The organism is Yinghuangia sp. YIM S10712, from assembly GCF_051388935.1.
GTDB lineage: Bacteria > Actinomycetota > Actinomycetes > Streptomycetales > Streptomycetaceae > Yinghuangia.
The window spans coordinates 21991-41571 of the sequence record NZ_JBPKBI010000027.1 but is presented as its reverse complement, the minus strand read 5'-3'; the positions used below and the strand labels follow the sequence as shown (position 1 = coordinate 41571).

General features: G+C 66.2%; 12 protein-coding genes. 3 read left to right on the top strand and 9 right to left on the bottom strand.

Going from position 1 to position 19581, the window contains the following annotated elements:
* Positions 1-10: 10 nt before the first annotated feature.
* From ACRX5W_RS30590 to ACRX5W_RS30580, 3 genes are read right to left on the bottom strand one after another with little or no spacing between them, the layout of a single operon-like run.
* A complete protein-coding gene (locus ACRX5W_RS30590) occupies positions 11-3244 on the bottom strand; it encodes a helicase-related protein (RefSeq protein WP_436791630.1) in 3234 nt (1077 codons plus the stop codon).
* Positions 3241-5115, bottom strand: a complete 1875-nt coding sequence (locus tag ACRX5W_RS30585) for a UvrD-helicase domain-containing protein (protein ID WP_436791629.1) — start codon at positions 5113-5115, stop codon at positions 3241-3243. Before ACRX5W_RS30585 ends, ACRX5W_RS30590 begins: the two co-directional genes overlap by 4 nt.
* A gap of 29 nt (positions 5116-5144) precedes the next feature.
* Entirely contained in the window at positions 5145-9944 is a 4800-nt protein-coding gene (locus tag ACRX5W_RS30580) for a sacsin N-terminal ATP-binding-like domain-containing protein (protein ID WP_436791628.1), read from the bottom strand.
* Positions 9945-10480: 536 nt separating this feature from the next.
* Between ACRX5W_RS30580 and ACRX5W_RS30575 the strand changes: the two genes are divergently transcribed.
* The 3 genes from ACRX5W_RS30575 to ACRX5W_RS30565 are packed head-to-tail and all read left to right on the top strand — an operon-like array spanning position 10481 to position 14459.
* Complete coding sequence (locus ACRX5W_RS30575) at positions 10481-12610, top strand: helix-turn-helix transcriptional regulator (RefSeq protein WP_436791627.1); 2130 nt, start codon at positions 10481-10483, stop codon at positions 12608-12610.
* Positions 12607-13587, top strand: coding sequence for a hypothetical protein (locus ACRX5W_RS30570; protein WP_436791626.1), 981 nt, complete (start codon positions 12607-12609; stop codon positions 13585-13587). The genes ACRX5W_RS30575 and ACRX5W_RS30570 overlap by 4 nt, the downstream gene beginning before the upstream one ends.
* A complete protein-coding gene (locus ACRX5W_RS30565; RefSeq protein WP_436791625.1) occupies positions 13584-14459 on the top strand; it encodes a DUF6339 family protein in 876 nt (291 codons plus the stop codon). Before ACRX5W_RS30570 ends, ACRX5W_RS30565 begins: the two co-directional genes overlap by 4 nt.
* Positions 14460-14493: 34 nt before the next feature.
* On the opposite strand, the gene ACRX5W_RS30560 is transcribed toward ACRX5W_RS30565, so the two are convergent.
* The 6 genes from ACRX5W_RS30560 to ACRX5W_RS30535 all read right to left on the bottom strand — a co-directional run bounded on the left by ACRX5W_RS30560 (position 14494) and on the right by ACRX5W_RS30535 (position 19511).
* On the bottom strand, positions 14494-15681 hold the full coding sequence (locus tag ACRX5W_RS30560) for a DNA cytosine methyltransferase (RefSeq protein WP_436791624.1): 1188 nt from the start codon (positions 15679-15681) through the stop codon (positions 14494-14496).
* A 17-nt stretch (positions 15682-15698) separates the two neighbouring features.
* Positions 15699-16679: a DNA cytosine methyltransferase gene (locus tag ACRX5W_RS30555; protein WP_436791636.1), complete on the bottom strand. Its 981-nt coding sequence runs from the start codon at positions 16677-16679 to the stop codon at positions 15699-15701.
* Positions 16680-17110: 431 nt separating this feature from the next.
* On the bottom strand, positions 17111-17362 hold the full coding sequence (locus ACRX5W_RS30550) for a hypothetical protein (RefSeq protein ID WP_436791623.1): 252 nt from the start codon (positions 17360-17362) through the stop codon (positions 17111-17113).
* Positions 17359-17709, bottom strand: coding sequence for a hypothetical protein (locus ACRX5W_RS30545; protein WP_436791622.1), 351 nt, complete (start codon positions 17707-17709; stop codon positions 17359-17361). The genes ACRX5W_RS30550 and ACRX5W_RS30545 overlap by 4 nt, the downstream gene beginning before the upstream one ends.
* Positions 17706-18137 (bottom strand): hypothetical protein, encoded by a 432-nt coding sequence (locus tag ACRX5W_RS30540; RefSeq protein WP_436791621.1) that lies wholly within the window; start codon positions 18135-18137, stop codon positions 17706-17708. Before ACRX5W_RS30540 ends, ACRX5W_RS30545 begins: the two co-directional genes overlap by 4 nt.
* 309 nt (positions 18138-18446) lie before the next feature.
* Positions 18447-19511, bottom strand: coding sequence for a phosphotransferase family protein (locus ACRX5W_RS30535; RefSeq protein ID WP_436791620.1), 1065 nt, complete (start codon positions 19509-19511; stop codon positions 18447-18449).
* Positions 19512-19581 lie beyond the last annotated feature (70 nt).

Sequence of the window (19581 nt, the reverse complement as noted above, 5' to 3'; positions counted from 1 at the left end):
GGGCATAGGGTCAGTGCTCCAGGAAAAGGGAGGACTCGGCGTCGACGTCACGCAGACTGCGAAGAGTCGGCCATCCGACGGGGGCGGAGGAATCGTCATCGAAGTCGGCGAGCAGGGCTTGTCGGCGCTTGTCGGAGTAGAGGAGTGAAGCGTTTGCCGCGGCCATGTTGCGCCAGTCCTCGATGAACTGATCGAAGGACTGGGCGGTGGCGGTGTGCTCCTGCTGATTCACCGCGCCGACTCGGCTCAGGACGAGGGGCCGGATCAAGGCGTTGACGTCCTCGACGAAATCCTCGATCTCCGCTGCCGCCTCATTGTGACGGGCGGCCCGCACCAGTATCCGGGTGAGCGCGACGATGACGGCATGCAGACCCCGGTCTCGGGCGCGTGACGAGAAAGGCGTGACGCTGGTCGATTCCACGTCGCGATACAGCGCCGAGTGGAACGCGGGGAAGCTCTCGTAGTGTGAACGGTCACGGGAACGCGCGGAGTTGAACATCACCGCGACGAGCCCGGGGTGCCGGCGACCGACGCGGCTCGTCGCCTGGATGTACTCCGCGGTCGTCTGAGGTTGACCCATCACCGCCATCAGGCCCAACCGACCGATGTCGACGCCGACGGCGATCATGTTCGTGGCGAGAAGGACATCGAGCGTGTCCGGATCGGGCAACTCCCGTTCCAGCTGGCGCAGATGACGCGGGATGGCGCTGGAGTCGGCGCGGCTGCTGAGTTCGATGAGCGCGTCCGCCTTGCGCGGCTCCGTGCCCTCACGTATGGCGAGCATCTCCAGCCGGTCCTGCACGTCGTCCAGCACCTGGAGCTCGGCTGCCGACAGCAGGCGCAGGCTGTTGAAGTAGCCGACGAGAGTCCAGTACGCGTCCCGAACGTCCTCGTCGGCGTCCCCACACGAGGCGGCATGCAGCAACGCGGCATACGTACGCACCAACAAGGTCGCCTGGCTGGTGCTGGGCGTCAACAGGCCCACATACCGCCGCGACGCTTTGTCGCGGCGTGGCGTCTCCACCGCGAACCACGAGTCGCGTGCGTCGAGTCCGGCCGGTGGGAACTGGGCCACCTGACGATCGAACAGCGCGCCGACCTGGTCGGAAGCCCGGCGAATGGTCGCGGTGGACGCGACCACCTTGGGCCGATCCGCGAGGACGTCGACAGCGGTCTCGTACAAGCCGGTCAGGGTACCGAGCGGGCCGGAGATCAAGTGAAGCTCGTCCTGAACGATCAGCTCCGGGGGACGAGGGCCCTCATGACCGTCGGGAGCATCACGGTTGAAAAGGGCGGCGGTATCCGGGTCGCGCGGTAGCGCGGCGAACTTGTCGACCGTGGCGATGACGAGCGTCGGGTGGGCGTCGTAAATCGCTTCGTCGATCAGGTGCACAGGCAGCCCGTCGCCGGACGCGAAGTCGCAGTCGGAGCCGGGACAGCGGACGATCATGCGGCATGTGCTCTGACGTACCTCGTAATCGGCCGCGGTGAGCGGTTCCCCACACCAAGGGCACTTCTCCAACTGGACCGGGTTCTCCCGCTGCAACGACTTGCCCGGTTGCCGGCGGAGTTCCGCGAGACGAGCGTCGGCCCGCTCCAGCTTGTTGGGCGTCGACGACTGCCCCACCCACATACCGATGGAGATGGGTTCACGACCCAACTCGTCAACGTTCTCGACGCGCAGGCGGTCCATCGCGCATATCAGGGCGGCGGCCCGCTCGAACTGCTGAAGCGTCAGCAGACGCAGGGTGTAGCGCATCAGGACGGTCACGCCGCCACCGAAGCGACCGTCACGCAGCCGGCGCAGGAAGGTCGTGAAGGCGACGAGTCCGAGGTACGCCTCGGTCTTGCCGCCACCGGTGGGAAACCACAGGAGATCCGCCACGTTGCGGTCCTCGTGGTCCGGATCGACGATCCCCTCCAGGCACTGAAGCAGGAAAGCGATCTGGAACGGTCGCCAAGTGCCGACTTCGTGCTGTGGCTCGCCGCTCCTGCCCTGACTGATCCACTCGGTTCTGGCGCGTTGGCGCGCCATCGCCTGATTGGCCAGGCGGAAGGCGCGCAGCACGTGGGGTTGGCGACCGTCCCCCAACAGCGCCAGGCCACGCCGCATGCGTGCCAACGCCGCACGGCACAGCTCCAGTTGCTGTTTCGCGGTCTCCTCGTGCTGCGTCCCGGTGAGGCCACGTGCATCCTCGACTCGGGCCTCGATCCACTCCTCGTACCCGGAGAGGAGGTGCCCGAGAGCCGCCATGATCTGGTCGGCGCTGCCCTGTCCGAGGCCCGACATTGTCAATGCCCCGGCGTCGATGTCCGGATTGGAGTCCGTCAGGAGCACATCGTGTGTGGGCACGAAGTCGGTACGGAGGGCCGCAACGGCCGGGCGTGTGGGCATCGGGGCGTGCATCGGCGGCGCGTCCCAGTCCCACGCCACAGATACGCCGTGGCCCGTCGCGAAGACCGGTGCGTGCCGGTGCAGCAGACGGCTGAGCGCCAGTTCCTCGTCGACGGCGCCGAGCCGGGACGGTCGTTCGATGAACGGCCGGGTGTCTGGCAGCCCGCGTACCTCCAGCTCGGGTTGAAAGAAGCAATAGGCGTCCTGCAGGTCGTACTCGCCGGCTGTGAGGACATTGACCACGGTCACGGTGACCGTCACGGTTCCGTCCGGCGCGGCGGAGCGGACCAGTGCCCGCCACTCCAGGCCGTCGCACAACAGACCACGTCCCGAGTTCGCCGTGCGCACGTTGAAATCGACCGACTTGCCGACGACTTGCACGCGACGCCAGCGTTCCCTTTGCTGCTCCACGCTGCGCGCCGCGCTGCGACGCGGTTCGACGGGCTCGCCGCTCGCGTTCTCGGGCGCGTAGCGAGCCGCCTGCACCGTGAGCGTGAGCAAAGGGCTCTCGACCGGGTCGACCGTGAAAGTCAGGCCCATGGACGACGGCTTCCTGAGGTTGGTCAACGCCACCCCGGCGTCGGCGGTGCCCTCCTCGCCGTCGTCGCCGGACACTACATCGGGCGGGGTACCTGTACCGTCTTGGTCGGCGAACACCGGCGTCGCCTCGGGGGTTTCCCTGTCTGCCGACGCCTGTGGGAAGAGCACCCCGATCGGGTAGGCGGTGACCGGAGCGTCGTCGGTCAGGACTTCGTCCGGGCCATCGTGCGGGCCGAGGAGATCGCGGCGCAGCGCCGTGCGGAGTTCGGTACGCAGGGCGTAGTGCGCTGCGTGCGGATCCGAGGTCACGGGTGGCGGTGTCCTTCCGGAAGAGAAGTGGCGTGCGTCCAATCGAAGCGCCCGAGTCCGCTCAGGCGCGGAGCGAGCCACACACCTCGATCGCCCAGGCCGAGGCGTTCGGTGAGGTTGCGAGGGCCGGCGACGGTCTCCAGGGTGTCGATACGTACGTCGGTGATGCGGCAGGGCCAACGTTGAACGTTATAGGTGCGGTTGAGTTTGAGAACGTGCCACAGCGACCGGCGGAATTGCTCCGAGGCGACACCGATCGACCGGCCGGCATGGAAGATGCCGTATGGCGGGGTTTCCGTGTCCGTAGCAGGCAGGTCGTGCAGTCGGTGCAGTTCCACGGCGTCGCCGATGTGAACGTTGATCCGGAGATACTGCTGGGTCCCTTCGTGGGCAGCGACGGACTCCCCGGATCCAGGCGGGATTTCGTGGCACACGTCGCGGTCGTCGAGTTCGATGCCATTGCGTGCCCAGTTCTGCGCGCCCTTGGTGTACCAGCGGTCGGTCTGCTTGTGCTTGCGCAGGTTCCACGTCTCAGGACGCGCGAATTTGTAGATATCGTCTCGTGCACGGGTCATCGCCACGTACAGAAGACGAGCCTCATCGGGCACGTCGACGTCGGGTCGGTCGGACAACGCCTGGGGCTCGACGATCAAAACGCGATCGAACTCGAGTCCCTTCGCTCGGTGAACCGTGGAAATGAGCAACCGATGTGCCGGCGCGGCCGTGAGCTCGTCGGGGAGCGCGTGGTTTGTCAGAGCGCGGTGCAGTGCCTCAAGATCCAAGCTGCCGCGCGGCCCTGCGGCGCAGCGTCGCAACGCAGTCCACACACGGTTCGAATCGAAATTGCCGGGCACCACGCCCAAGCTGTCGAAGCGTTCGTGCGTCAGCCCCGCGGCGCTCGTCGAGAGCAGCAGATCCGCGATCCAAGACGGTGCCGGTCGGGCCGTCGGCGATTGCTGCATGCGATGCTCCACACCCTGCGCGTGCAGACACTGCGAGAGATACAGGACCTGCCCGTTGTCACGACACAGGATCGCCGACGTGCCGTCGAATTCTCGCAACGATGCCAAGGTGAAATCGTCCGTGAGACTCCCGAAATACTCGGTTCCCGCCAGGGTGGCGCACAGCTCGGTGTGAATTGCCTGTGCCTGCTTGGCAGCCTCACCGCTGTCACCCGGGAGGTTCTGCAGAGCGGCGCCGAAAGGCAGTGCTATTCGGGACAGGGGTGTGCGAGTCCGGAAATTGTCGCTGAGAGTCACTTCGGTCAGCTCGTCGCCGAAGGAATTGCGTACCCAGCAGATGAAGCGGTTCACCTCGCCGGCTCGCTCGCTCGGGTCTTCCACCTGGAAGCCGTAGATTGATTGCGCGGCGTCGCCGACGATCGTGAACCCGCAGTTGTCCCTGTGCTGGTCAAGAAGCGTCTCGACCATCTCGCGTCGCACACCGACGAGGTCTTGGACTTCGTCGATGATCACGTGGGCGGGAACGCCGAACTCGGATGCCTCCAGAACGTCTGCCGCGATGGCGTTTGTCGCCATGGTGATGCGATCGGCGTAGCTCGTCCCGGCCAAGGCGTCCCGCTGCGGATTCTCCAGGCGAAGAACCGACAAAGCCCAACTGTCGAAGGTCTGGGCCCGCACCCGGCGGGCCGATTCGGCATCGCGGTCGATGCGCTCGCGCAGTTCACGGGTCGCCGCCCGTGAGAAGGTCAGGACCAGGATTTCGGCCGCCTTCAGCTCCTCCGTACCCGTCAGGTATTCCAGGCGGTGGATGAGCGTCGTGGTCTTGCCTGCACCCGCACCTGCCGTGATCAGTGTCCTGGCACCCCAGGGTTGGCTGACGGCAAGACGCTGGGCCGGGGTGAGTTCCACGCCCCCGATAGGCGAGAAGGTCACCGGTATCACACTCGATTCCACAGGTATTCGAACTCGGTGAACGCCAGTTCTTTGTCGTAGTTCGTGATGTTGTCGCGCACGTTGAGAATCAGACAGGTGTCCTTGCCGCCGTTGCGGGGACCACGCAGGCCGCGGCCGACCATCTGCTGATAGAGGTTCGGGCTGTAGACGGGGCGGGCGATGATGACGGCGCGCGTCGCGGGAGCATCGAATCCCTGCGTGAGAACGCCGTAATTGGTGATGACGCGGATGCCGCCCTTGCGGAAGGCATCGATGCACTTTCGGCGGTCGGCGGTGGGCATCATCGCGTCGATGGCCCTGGCGCGGATGTCGAGATCACCGAGTTTGGCTGCCAGGAATTTCGCGTGAGCCACGGATGTAGCGAAGACAAGGATCGGCCAGTCTTTGGGCAATTTGGTGATCTCGTCGATTAGCATTTGGTTGCGGATTTCGTCCTCCGCGAGGCGCTGTTCGGCGCCCTTGGGAAGATAACCGCTGAATCGTTCGACCTTCATCAATTCCTCGTGGTCGAGGTAGGTCTTGGCGCCCTGAAGTTCACGGTGCTCGACCTGCGACAGAACCCCCAAGGACTGTAGGTAAGGGATCGGGTCGCCCGGGAAAATCCCGTCGTCCAGGCGACGGTCGCCGAAGCGCTGGACCAGCAGTCGGGTACGCTCTGTGTCCTTGACGAAAGGTGTGGCGGTGAGGCCCACCAAGTGACGTTCGGTGTGCCAGTGGGTCAGGCCCAAGTTCCGTAGGAGTTCGGTGTACTGGGGGGCGTTGGCAACGTGCGCTTCGTCGATGATGACCAAAGACGCCTGGCGCAGCCATGCATAAGATTCCGTGTTCAAATGGATGCGCAGTTTCGCATCCATCGCCACGACCAAGTGCGGACGCCCTGACACCGGTGTCGCGGAGTTGGAGCTCCACAGCCGGTCGATCACGAGTGGCTGATCGGCCCCTACTTTCTCCCAGACGAATTTCCACGACTGCACCGCCTGTTCGCACAGCTCCTCGGTCTGTGCGATCCAGAGGATTGGCCCAGAAGGTATGCCTTGTGCGCGTACCCACCGGATCACGCCTTCTGCCGTCACGCGAGTCTTGCCGGCGCCAGTGGGGAGACTCAGCATTGCACGCTGCGGAGTGGGGCGCATCAACATTGCGGTGAGGTTTGATGCCAACAACTCCTGATACTGGTGCAGAGCCGGGAACTCTGTCGGTCCGAGTACCTCGATGCGCTCTGCGGGAGAGGGGGCACGGCTTCCGGCAAAGGAATCGGGGAAGCCCAAGTCGGCCACGAACTGGAGAGCCTGGCGACTACCGTTGAAATGTTGTGGCGCAAGTGGGAATTGCGCCGCTATATCCTTGGCATAGTGGTGGAGAATGCGCTCGTCGTGCGCGTTGTATGCCATTTCCGCGAGTCGCCGCGCGTCCGGTTCCCTGCCTGTCTCGGAGATCTCGCTGGCCAGGTATCCAGAGGGCAGCCCCCGCCGCAGATCCTCCTCGTCGATCATCATGGCGATCTTGTCGATCACGCTTTCAGAGCGGCGAATGCCGTCGAGCCGCGCTTGGTAGGCGCGATCCGCCTGCTGCTGCCGGTGACGTTCGATGAGTGTGCGACAGCCGGCCGGGCCCAGCCCCCAGCCGAACTCGCGGTCGGCGATGACGAGGGCTTCCTCGGAAGACGCGTCGGCCTTGACCAGGACCGTGTTCTCCTGCTTCGTGCCGTCGATAGGCGTCTCCCGCGTGCCGTTGGGGGTTCGCACGATCTCCTGGATATCCGAACAGCGTTGAAGGGAGAGCCCGTTGGCGCGATTGCCCAGGCGTTGCCGCAGTGGCGGGTACTCGTCGACCAGCGAGACAGCCTCGCCCACCGGAACCGCGTTCACACGCTTCTCGACCACGTCGGAGACCCGGCGCATGCCCCACTGGGTGATCATGTGTTCGGCTTGCTCGCGGTCTCCCGCGGCATCGACAAGCAGGGCGGGGTGCTTCTCGCGGATCAGCTCCTGATATTCGTCCTGGGTCATGGCAACGGCGATGTCACCGTCGGGGCGCATCTCCCATGTGTTGCCGACTCGGCACCGGACGGTCGGCTCCGCCTCCACGAGTTCCAGGGCAACGCGGATGAGCGTCGCGTATGCGAAGCCCACAAGCTTGTCGTCCGTGCTGCTCTTGGCGAGCTCCAAGAGCTCCGACCACGCACTTGGCTCGACCTCATCCACCGAGGCCGGCAACCGCAACCGGCGTGCCTTTTCGGGGGCGAGGCGCGTCGCCACGGGCAACACATTCGAGTATGCGGCGAGTTGCGGGCCGACAGCTTCGGACAAGGGACGAATTCCCTTGGACGTATGAACCGTTCCTTGTGTCCGCAGCAGCCAGCGGATCGGGGACTCGACGGCCACCCGGGTGCCGGCGTTGCGGCCGATCTGTCGTACCCATGTCTCGACGATGCCTTCGGTCGGCGTGGCCTCCAGGAAAGCGGCCTTCCCCTCGGCACTCAGGTGGGGGAACAGATGAAGCGGACCGGCTGTCGGGGAACCCTCCAGGCGCACAGTGGTCTTCATGATGCGGGACTCGGTGGTTTCGAGGCTTTCGAGGTACTCCTCGTGCACCGCGCCGTGGTAGTCGTCGAACCACGAATCCCGCTCGGGACGATGGCTGATGCCGGGCCGATCCCGCACGCCGAGTTGCTGCAGCACCGCCCGGTCGTGGAAACCGAGATCGGCGGCGATATCCGCGTCCCGCGAGCCGTCACCGGGGACCACCGGTCCGGGCAACAGGCAGTCCTTGAGCGGGTGGAACGCCCCTCCCATGGTTCGCACGCGCAGAACCTCGGCGAAGTTCGGGACTTTTTCGCGGACGGCGGGCACTTGGGTCGTTCCGCCCGCACTGCTCAACAGCTCCCAGAAGCGGGCCCACGAGTCGGAGGAGTAGCGCTCGAAGCCTTGGTCGAGCACGCTGTGGAAGCGGCCGCGCGTGTCCGCGTCGCGAATACCGAGCCGGTCGAGGTGCCTCAGCATCGACGGCTCGTCGGAGATGCGCCCGTCGACGTAGACCAAATCGTCGCGAAGTCCGTCCCCGTCCGTGTAGCGGCGGAACACCTTTCCGGCGACGGCGGCGACGAATCCGTGGTCCGCCGTCAACACGATGCGGGCCTGCCGGGCTTCCGCCAGGTCGCTTGTCGAAAGCTCGTCGAGGAGATGCGAGAGCAGGCGGATCGCGGCTGCGGATGCCTCGTGCGAACCGTCCTCGACCAAGGCCTCCAGCCAGGCGCGGATGCCCTGGATCTCCTGCTTGGCAGCACCGAGGATGTGATTGGTCTTGCCCCGGCGGTTCTTGGTGGCGTCGATGGAGTGGTGGACCCAATCACGGGGTCGTTTGTCGTACATCCTCCACAGATTCAGCGCGACCGTGCTCAGACCGTCGGGGTGTACGCGGATTTGGCTCGGCGTCCGCAGCACGCCGTCCTGGTCGGGAAGGGACGGACGAACCGCCGCACGGGCCCACACGAGATCGGTCAGCCGGGCGCAAGCCCAGTTCGGCGACTCCTTGGTGCGTCCCGGAAGCAGGGGGAGATACGCACCCGGGTCGTCGGCCTCGACCAATGGGGGGAGCGAGTCGACGATCAAGTCGGCGGCGACGCGCAGCAGTTCCTCATTGAGCGGGCTGCCGGTCAGCAGGTTTTGGCGGTCCTCGTTCGTCTTCCACGCGGCGTTGAGGGCGCCGCTGAGGGTCGTCTCGTACTTGGTCGGGAAGAAGGACCAAAACCTGCCACGCTCGTTGGGCACACCCAGGATCTCGGAGTCGGGCCTCTTTTCGTATTCCGGAACGGCCCAGGAGACGTCGATCCGGACACGGTCGTGCAGCTCGCCCGCCGTGCCTCTGGCTTCGTCGGTCACGGCGTGCGACACCGAGAAGACGCGGAACTTCCTCTCATTGAGGTGTGCGCCTCCGCGTGACTCGCGCACCGTGTGACGGATGTCGTGGTGTTCGACCGTGATCTCGCGGCGGAGCTTGGGCAACGACCGGATGTCCTCAAGGACGACGGTGCCCACGTGGTGGGAGAAGAGCGGGAACTGCACGGGGAATTCCTCGCGGTCCCCATCGAGGCGAGGCGTCTTCCTCGGCTGATGGATGTCGCCCCCGAGCAGCTTTGCGGCTCCTGGCAACAGGGGCAGCCGGACCACGGTGGTCGCCCATTCCAGCAGCTCGCGCAGGTAGGGGTCACGCGCGCATTCGGCTTCGACGTCCAACGGTCGAGCCAGGCGCAGCACGGGTGTCTCCCCGACCGTCGTGAGCGGAGGCTCACCGCGATCCGCGCGACCTTTGTTGACGGCCGCGAGGATCTCGACCGCCGACCAGGAGGCGTCAAAGCCGAAGGAACCGGAGGTGCTGAAGAACTGCGGGGTACGGGTCACGGAGAGGACGGACTTGATGCCGACCCCGAACCGGCCGATCTGGCCGCCACGCTTTCGGGAGACACCCATGCGCAGGATCGTGTCCGCGCCTTCGGGGGTCACTGGCGTTCCTTCGTTCGCGCAGTACAGATGCTCCTCGGTGAGGATCACGTGAATGCGTCCGCCGTCGTGGTCACGCAACTCGTCGGCTGCGTTCTGGACCAACTCGAAGAGCTGGCGGTCGCCGTAGCCGCCCTGGTGGATGCGGCGCTCGCCGTTGGCGTCCTCTTCCACCCGGTCGGGATTGAACGCGTAGGTGCCCCGGGCTCGTTCGGTGAGTTCGGCGATCTTGCGCAGAACCGGCCCGTTGGGAAGGCCCGGTCGCGTGAAGGCTGTGAAGACCAACGCTGTTCTCCTGAGATCGGTGTGCGGGCAGAGCAGTCGCTTGATTCGCGGCCATGGTCAAGCCCCGCAAGACCGCGTGGATCGGGTCTCGCGAGATTGAGTGAAGCCGGACTTTGTGCTAAACGCGCACACGCGGGCTTGGCCAAGTGCTGTGGCCGAGTGGCAACTGAGAGTGACGATGGTGGTCGTGCGCGAGCGAGCCCCCCAAGGCTGCTTGTCGCCGCGTCGACGAACGGTGAGCCACAGCCCCCAGCTGCGGTCGGTCACCGGACCCCCGATGGGCGACGAGAGTACTGATCGAACTTGGGCTTGTCCAGAGGCAGTTCCATCGGCGGTTCGAGCGATTCGCTTACGACGAGAGCGAGTTCGCGCCGTGATCGTGGGAGGCGCAGCGTGAGGAGGGGTGCCGTCTCTCTATGGGATCCGTTCACCGCGTTCGATGACAACGATTTTTGACACATGAAGAAGCGTCAAAAGTGCCTGGTAGCATGCCGTTTGCAGTCCCGCAATCCGCCCGTACGGAGCAGGGTGATGGGATGGTCGAGTACGACGGGATGAGGATGACGACAGAGCCAAAAGGAGAACCGTTCGGCCCGTGGTTGGGCCGGCAGCTTCGGCGGGCGGGGATCACCCAGGCGCAACTGGCGCTTGAGCTCGGGAAGACACGGGCCGCGGTCTCGGCGTGGATCACGGGTCGCGCGGAACCGCGCGAGGACACCAAGGTCGAGATCGCGAGGATCCTCGGAACGGACATCACGTCGCTCGTGACCCGGACCGCCGACATCGCGACCGTCCCCCTGACCTGGCGGCATCGCCCGGCACACAGCGACGGCGGCCGTGAGTACGGCAACGTCGCGGCGTTCGCGTTCGACGCGGATCTGTCCGTTCTCGCCCGTGAGGCCACCCAGAATTCCCTCGACGAGCGGCGCGATCCCGCGGCTCCGGTACGCGTCCACTACTCGCTGCACGAGTTGAGCGGGCAACACCTTGACGCATTCCTGACGGCCGTGCGGTGGCAGGAACTTGCTCCGCACTACGAGGAGGCCGCCGCAGGGGACCAGAAAGTCTCCCGGAGCCTTCGCTGGGCTCTCGACGAACTCGCCCAGACTCGCACGATGTTGCTCCTTCGTGTGGACGACTACAACGCCTCGGGTCTGACCGGACCCGAGTACGGCGACGGGCGGTTCGCGGCGGTCGTTCGCCGCACGTTGGATTCACACAAGGCCAACCGCGGGCGGGCCGGCGGGTCTTACGGGTTGGGCAAGGCAACTCTCTGGGCGACAAGCCGTTTTGGTCTCGTGCTGATGAACTCGACGTTGTCCGAGCCTCACGAAGGGCGTATGCATCGACGCGTCATCGGCCGACTCGACCTGCCCTGGCACGCCGTCGACGGCGAGGCGTTCGCGGGGCCGGCCTGGCTCGGGGAGCCGGACACCGACCCCACTCACAAGGGCGTCGTCCGATCATGGTGGGCCGACGAACAGGCTGTCCACGACCTGCACTTGGGCCGCGTAGGCGACGATTCCGGGACATCTTTCCTCGTCGTCGGTGCCCACGACGCCTCCGGCGACGCCGAGGAACTGCAGGAGATGCACGATAAGCTCGTCCGTTCACTCGCCGACGGGTTCTGGGCCGCGATGGTTTCCGGACAGGCCGCCGGGCCGCTGTTGGACGCGCGGGTCACCACCCTGCGCAACGGTCAGGTGGTCATCCCGGAGGAGCGCGTCGACCCGCACGCGCATCATGCCGCCCTTTCCCGAGCCCTCCAGGCGTACCTGGACGGAGCGACCGTGGAGGGCATCACGGCCGGCGATCAAGTCGCCCGGGTCGAGGTGCCGCTTGTCGTCACGCCGCTCAAGGGCACAGGCCGCTCCCGGGACAAGGGACGAGAACACTGTGCCGTTCTGCTGCTCACCCCCGCCGACGACGGGGACGAGCGCTTCAACCGTGTGGTGTGCATGCGCGGCAACCGCATGACCGTCACGGAACACCGCCCCCGCGACCTTCCCTTGGGCACCATGCCTTTTCAGGCGGTTCTTCTCGCCGGTCACGCCACCGGCTGTGCCGGCGAAGACGTCGACGCGGCCGAGGCCTTCCTGCGTGCGTCGGAACCTCCCGAGCACGACCGGTGGGATCGTACCGAGGAGCTGACGACAGCGTACGAACGTGGTGCGTTGAGCCGCATCAAGGAGTTCCGCCAAGAGATCGACAAGGCCGTGCGAGCGCTCGCCGTCCGTCGAGAGGAGAGCAGCAGCCGTAAAGGCCCCGCCGTACTGCGCGAACTCCTGACCCTGGACGGCGGAGTCGGCACGGAAGCAGCCGGCCGCCGCACGGGTTTCCCGACTGTGCGAGCGATCAACGCCCACATCGAGGACGACGGGGCATGGAACGTCACGGTCTCGTTGAAGGTGCCCGCCGCGGACGATCCGTGGCTGCTCACCCCCGTCGCCAAGTTCGACGTCCGCTCGGGAGGACGACCGACCGTGGAGTGGTCGCTTCTAGTCGGTTCGGACAGCTGCCGTGCCGAAGGAGGCAACATCGTTGTCTCTCCGGGGGTTCGCACCGCCGTTTTCACCGGGATCACCAATCCCGCCACTCATCCGGTGCGCAGCGGCTTCGCCCGCCTCACCGTCGACGTCCTCAAGGCTCGTGGAGGTCACGAGTGAAGCCGGTCTTCCCTTATCCGACACTCTTCGGCGACATCGCCGTCGAGGTCCTGTCCGTCTCCGTGGACGGTTCCCCTCTCCCGTACGCTCAAGTGTCCACCGCCGAACGCACGGTCGCGCTGCATCGGTCCGGCCGCGAGTCGTGGGCGCAGGCCGATCTGCGCGTCAGAGTGCGACTCCCGGAAGCGGAACTGGCCGAGCAACGATGGTCGGACGTGGTCTGCCTCGCGGTGCTGACCGAGAAGACGACGAACGCCCGTACCACCGCCCGGCTTTCCCGAGACGAAACCGGTGACTGGCAGGGCACTGTCGAACTGCATCGTGCGCACCACCTGCGCCGTGCGTCTCTGGGGGTGAGCGTGGTCGCCACCGTCGACGGGATCGCCGGACGACTCATCGGCACGGCCGAAGACGACTGGTACGTCGACCTCATGGAGTCCACGCCCACTCGTCGACGTGAGATCGAGATCGTCGAAATCGATTTCCGCGACGGACCGCACGCGTGGCTGCGGCCGTTCCAGGACTCTCCGTGGATTGTCGAGACCAGCGACGACACACCCAAGGTGTACCTGAACACCGCGGGCGTCGAAGGCCTGATCGATGTGTTGCACAGCGGTGGTGCGACCTCGCAGGCAAGCCTCGTACGGGATATGGCGGCGAGTCAGATTGCCCAGGACGCATGGATCGCGATGTTCCACACAGCGATCAGCGATCTCGACGTGGACGAGGACGGGACACCCGTCATGCCCACGGGCTGGCGCGAATCCGTCGTCCGGACGATGCTTCCCGACGTCCTTCCGGACCGCCAACTCACCGATGCTCTCTACGAGATCAACGAACGCCGCACCAGTGGCGCCGGCTGGTCCCAACTCCAGACAGGTATTCAGTTCGCGGCCGGCAAACGCAGCCGCATCGCCAGGAAGCTGACCCAGGCCGTGCGTACTGCCGGACGCGGGACGAGCGGAGCCGCCCGATGACCACGACAGCACCCCACGACATCCCGCCCGTGCTGGGCCTGCTTTCGGACGCGGTGGCGGCCAAGCACCTCAGCCGCGGCATGCAGAGCGGGCAGGAGAGGCCACCGCAAGTCGCCTTGCGCAAAGTCGCACAACCGCTGCCCTGGGCGGAGAAGCGCGGACGCACCGCCCCGATACGGGAGTTGATCGACGAGGCGATGCACCGTTTCGCGGACCGACGCACCGCGGCCGACGGGTGGCTCGCCCCCAGACTGCACGCGACGCTGCGCATGACCCGTGCCGAGGCCGCCGACCGCCGTCTCTGGAATCACATGGCCATGCTTATCGCACCGGACTATGTGGTGTGGCGCCACAAAGGAAAGGAGATCGCCGAAGCCTCGCGCTTCAGCGGTATTCACTACACCCAGGCGTTCTCGCGTCTGTGGTGGGTGGCGGAGCTCTTCCGTGACGGCCCGGATTACAAGCCTGTGGTGACCGCCTGTCAGGTTCAGGACCTCCTCAACACCACCCTGCGCCTCGACGTGATCGATCATCGCCCCACGGCACTTGCGATCGTTCGCGTATTGCAGGACCTGCCGGCCGACGCGACACGGCTCGGAGACCGGATCAACGCTTTGTCGGCGGCCGTCAACGCGGCCGGCAGCACATTGATCTACGACGTCCTGGCGCCGGACGCCCCGGCGGACACCGAGGCATTGCTCGACTGGATCGCCGACGCCGAACACGATCCCGACGTGCCGTGGGAACGCCTGCCGGACGGACCCGACGACGGCCGTGTGGACGCCCATGCCGTGAAGAGACTTGCGGAATTCTTTGCAGGGCTTCTTGCCGAGGCGCCAGTTCGCGAACGAGGCAAGAAGGAGAATCCGTAAGGAGCTTCCCACGTCGGTTCCGAGAGGAACCGCGTCATCCGTCCTTGCGCTCGGGCGGCAGCCACTCGCGCAGTCGCTTCCACACGTCTTCCGTGGGCGGTTGCAGTCCGAGTGCGGCGCTGAGGATGTGCACGCCCAAACGCGGCGGGACGGCGTTGCCGATCTGCTGGGCAAGCCCTTTGCCGCGCCACGGGTACGCGCGCGGGAACGTCTGGAGACACCCGGCCTCGGCGTCGGTGAAGCGACCGAGATCGTTGCCGGCGCTGTCGACCAGCCGGTTGCGAGAGATCTTCCCGGTGACCGTGGCGGACGGCAGCGACGAATCGCGGCGCCCGCGGGCCCGGGGATCGCCTCCGCTGCCGTAGTTCGAGACGACCACGAACTTGTCCGTGCGATCGAGAGCCTGGCCCATGGAGACATAGGGATGGAGCTCCGAAGGCCCAGCCTGCGGCTTGACGCCCTTGTGGTAGCGCTGATGTGTCGGAGCGGGAAAACGGGGTGTCGATCCCAGACGGGCGATCAGGACGGCCCGGCGACGTGTCTGCGGGACGCCGTACTCCTCTGTGCGAAACACGAACGCGCGTGGTTCGGAGCGTGGTTCGGTCATTGCCAGAGGAAGGTGCAAGTCGTCGTCCCGATCCGTGGATTGCTCAGAACCCGGCCGCGACCGGACGGGGAACCGGTATCCGATGCGTTCGAGGATTTCGCCCATCGCCTCCCACACGGGGAGCACCGCCGGAACCTGCTCCAGGACGATGGCCTCATAGGGGCGACCCAGAAAGTGCGCGTGAAGAGCCCATTTCAAGGGCTGCAGAACGAGTGCTGTGCGTTCGTCGTCGAACGCCTCGGCCTCCTTCAGGACGAGATCCAGGTCATCCGGGTCGGTGGCCTCGCCGAGCTTCGTCACGAGCGCCAAAACGTCGTACAGCGCCCGTCGTCCGGCTCCTGAGCCGGCCACGGTGAACGTCTGGCAGGGCGGGCCGCCGGTGAGGACGGTCGCGTCCTGGAAGGGAGCGACTTCGGGGTTGTAATCGCGAACATCACCGTGCACGGTCTGCAATCCGGCGGCCGCGCGGGTGAGACAGGCGTCGTCGTCCCATTCGATCCCGACGGCGGGAACGTCCAGAACCTGGGCAGCGACATCGAGACCCCCCGGACCGGCGAACAGATCCACGATCCGGGAACGCGCAGGTGCGGGCCGATCGGACGGAGATTCGGCCATGGGCGTCGAGTCTAGCGTCACGATGCGTGACCCAGGGCAGGGGTGCCATCACACGTAAGTACTCGATGGATGGACCGCCCCAGTGCCTCCGCGAGGGGTGGGGGAGTGGCATGCCCGACCTGACGATACCGGGACGTCTTCCGTCCCACGAAGCCCCAACTCGTCGGGAAGCCTTGCAGCACCGCCACCTGTTCCACCGTGAGCGCCATCATGCCCGCGCGACCGCGCTCCGGATCCCACACGAAGTCCGGGCCCGGTACGGCGTCTGCCACAGTGCCACCGTCAACGCCCATGCGCGCCCACACCCTCTTCGACCCCTTCGGGCCGAGGTCGGCGCCCCCTCGATTGAGGGATCCGCCGACAATGGTCGGCGCGATGCGGTCGGCCTGCGCGGCCCACACAGCCGCGCCGGGCCACCCGCCGGCGGCCATGGAGTCGCTTAACGCCGCGCCGACCGTGACAGGCGGATCCAACACGCGCTCCGGGAGGGTAAATTCGTCCATCGCGTCACCCTTGAAAGCGATCAAGAATCCGACCGGGCGATCCTGCGGGACACGGTAATCGGCGGCGTTGAGGATGAACCACTCATGCCGATAACCGAGATGCTCCAACTCTTCCTTGACGAATCGCCGGAGGGGTTCGTACGACTCTTTCGTCACGATATGCGGCAGATTCTCGAAAAGCACCGCGCGAGGCTGGACGCCGTACACCAACTCGACCGCCGCACGAAAGACTTGGACCGAAGTGTCCTTGTTTTCTGCTCGGTGAACCGCAGCGGTGCCCTTGACACGAGGAAGACCGCCGGCCAGCAAATCCACGTCATACACCTGCTGATGATCGACGGGATCGAAGCGGAGGAGATCATCCTCGCGTACATCCCATGCCGGCCGATTGATATGCAACGTCGCGCACGCATCCGGCCATTGATCGAGTAACAAGATGGGATCGAAACCCGCCCGCTCCAACCCCAGAGACAGACCTCCCGCACCCGCACAGATTTCGAACGAGCGAAGACGCCTGCCCTCAACGGTTCCGCGCGGTGAGGGGACCGATGCCAGGTTTACGTCGATGGGCGCGTAGGCGTGCGGCCCGAGGCCGAGAGAAAGTTGGTCCGTACTCCTCACAGCCACGCCCCACCGGTCGTGGCTTGCGGCGTATTGACAGATGTGCCAGGCGGGTTCGCCGTCGGCGGTGTCATGGCGACCGCTGTCAGGAGCCGGACCCGCCAGTTTGCTGTTGTCATACCCCGCCCCGGAACGCGCGCCCACAACCAACCCAGCAGACCTTAGCGCCCGATCGCCCGGGAGATGGGCGAAGCGACACTTTGCCTCGACGGGGGCCGTGCGCGCGGGAGGCGGGGGCTGTTCAACGGCACTTCCACCGCGTGCAACTCACCCTACGGCTCCGGCAAGTTGCTCATTCAGGCCGGTCACCACGCGGTGACTTGGAGAATGTAGACGCGTTCGTGGCGGGGGATCGTCTGGTAGACGAACATGCCATCTGTCACGAGTGCGGTTCCTCCGGGCGGGGAGGTGCTTTCGTACGCTGCGCCGTGGACGTACAGTGCTTCGGCAGCGCGGACCAGCTCGCCGGCCTTCTCCTCAACCTGCAGGATCAGTGTCGGCGGGGCGCCGGCGGTGACGTGCTCCTCGCTCGGATCGTATTCCCACGCCCAACTCACGCCGTGGCCTCGCGGGCTTCGGCCAGCACCGTGAGCAGTGCCTCACGCGCTGCCGCCCACGCGGGATCCCGGCGGTCGAGGGTCTGCAGGGCGTGCTCGGCTTCGCGTCGGCGCGCAAGGAGGTCGGGTCGCCGCTCGATCTCTACTTCGCCGGCCCAAATCGTCAGCCATCCGCGGATCGGCCCGAGGCTGCCTGCTTGGGCGGCCAGCTGGAATGCCTCGTTCTTCTGCCGTTCCATCTCGGCCAGACGATGTGGTGCCAGACGTGCCAGCGCCAGGCGCAGCGCGTCCGGAGACCGCTCCGGCCGGGGCAGTTCGCCTTCGTGGTGTCCCGCCGAGGCGCTCATGCGACCGCTCCTTTCCGCATCCCGGTTGTCCCCGGGATGACGCCGCCGGTCACGGTCAGGGTGACCGAGACATGCCCGTCCACGAAGCCGCGGAGCAGCAGTTCGCACAGCACCGGCATCGACTTCACGCCCGCGCGGCGCCGTGCCACATCAGCGCGTTCCCACACTGTGTCGGGCAACGGCCCCGTTCTACAGCCCGCCCGTCCCACTCCGTTCCGGGTCGGCCCCAGAGCGCCCTGCGGCGGCGCCTCGATGCTCAGTCGGCCTTCGGTGAAGGCCGACAGCAGCGCCCCCAGGACTCCCGTCCGATCCAGGCCGTACTCGCCGGCCCGCAAGCGCGCCTGCCGCCACAGGGTGGTGTCCATCCACACCAGACGCTCGCGCGCTGTCGACGCCTCATGGCCACTGGGACGGGAAGGAGTGGACACCACGCGACGCCTTTCGTGGTAGTCGAGCCGAACGTCNCGACGACATCGACTACTACCTCATCCTCGCCAAGTGGAAGCTCGCCATCGTCCTCGAACAAGGCTTCCAACGCGCCGGCAACAACCCCACCCTCCAAATGTTCGGCCCCATGGTCCTCGACCTGATGAAGGAATCCGCCGACCTCGCCGCAACAACGGACTACCGGCACTGAGCACCTGAGTTGCCTCAGATGCCTCGTCGAGATCGCGAAATCCCGCGCACGTGCGCGGGATTTCGCGATCTCGACGAGGCATCTGAGGCAACTCAGGTGCTCAGTGCCGGTAGTCCGTTGTTGCGGCGAGGTCGGCGGATTCCTTCATCAGGTCGAGGACCATGGGGCCGAACATTTGGAGGGTGGGGTTGTTGCCGGCGCGTTGGAAGCCTTGTTCGAGGACGATGGCGAGCTTCCACTTGGCGAGGATGAGGTAGTAGTCGATGTCGTCGACCTGGCGGCCGGAGACCTCGGCGTAGTGGGCGATGATGGTCGAGCGGGAGGGCATGCCGGTCATGTCGACGTAGCTGCAGGTGGCGGCTTCCGGGGCGCTGGTGTCCTCGGGCCAGCGTTCCAGGAGCCAGGCGAGGTCGATTTTGGGGTCGCCGACGGTGCCCATTTCCCAGTCGACGATGGCGGCCAGGCGGGCCGGGGCGTCGTGGGCGTACATGACGTTGGCGAACTGGTAGTCGCCGTGCATGAGTCCGGGGACGAAGTCGATCGGGCGGTGGGCGCGGAGCCACGCGGAGGCCTCGTCGAAGCCGGGGATCTCGCGGCCCTTGATGCGGTCGAGGAAGGCCGTCCAGCGGTCGACCTGGCGTTCGTGGAAGCCCTCGGGACGGCCGAGGTCGGCGAGGCCCTTGGCTTTCCAGTCGACCTTGGACAACAGGGCTGCGCCCTCGGCGAGTTGGTAGCCCAGGCCGGCGCGAGCCTCGGCGTCCTTGTCGAACGGCTCGGCCCAGCGCGGTCCGCCGGGCAGGCTCATCGGTGACCAGCCGTCGACGAAGCCCATGAGGTAGAAGGTGCGGCCGAGGACGGACTTGTCGTCGCAGACCGCGACGGCGTCGGTGTGCGGTACGTCGGTGCCGTTGAGCGCCTCGATGATGCGCCACTCGCGGAGGATGCCCTTGTCGCGGTCGGCCGGGGCGGTGGAGGGCGGGATGCGCATCGCGCATCGGAAGTCGCCGCGCGTGACTTCGTAGATCTCGTTCTGCGCGCCCCCGGAGATGAAGCGGGACTCCAGCGGCGCTCCGGCCCCGGCCAGTCCGGCGGCATCCATCCACGCCGCGAGCCGGGCGGTCTGCTCGGCGTCCAGCGTCGGGACGGTCTTCTCGGATGCAGTCACAGGTTCCCCATTTCGTGCTCAAGGTGGTTCGTGTACGCGGTCCCGATACCGCGGGGTGAGTCGGCCGTGG

Coding starts and splice junctions, on each gene's coding strand:
- ACRX5W_RS30575 (WP_436791627.1), top strand. CDS start 10,481: ATGGTCGAGTACGACGGGATGAGGATGACGACAGAGCCAAAAGGAGAA.
- ACRX5W_RS30565 (WP_436791625.1), top strand. CDS start 13,584: ATGACCACGACAGCACCCCACGACATCCCGCCCGTGCTGGGCCTGCTT.
- ACRX5W_RS30560 (WP_436791624.1), bottom strand. CDS start 15,681: ATGGCCGAATCTCCGTCCGATCGGCCCGCACCTGCGCGTTCCCGGATC.
- ACRX5W_RS30545 (WP_436791622.1), bottom strand. CDS start 17,709: ATGAGCGCCTCGGCGGGACACCACGAAGGCGAACTGCCCCGGCCGGAG.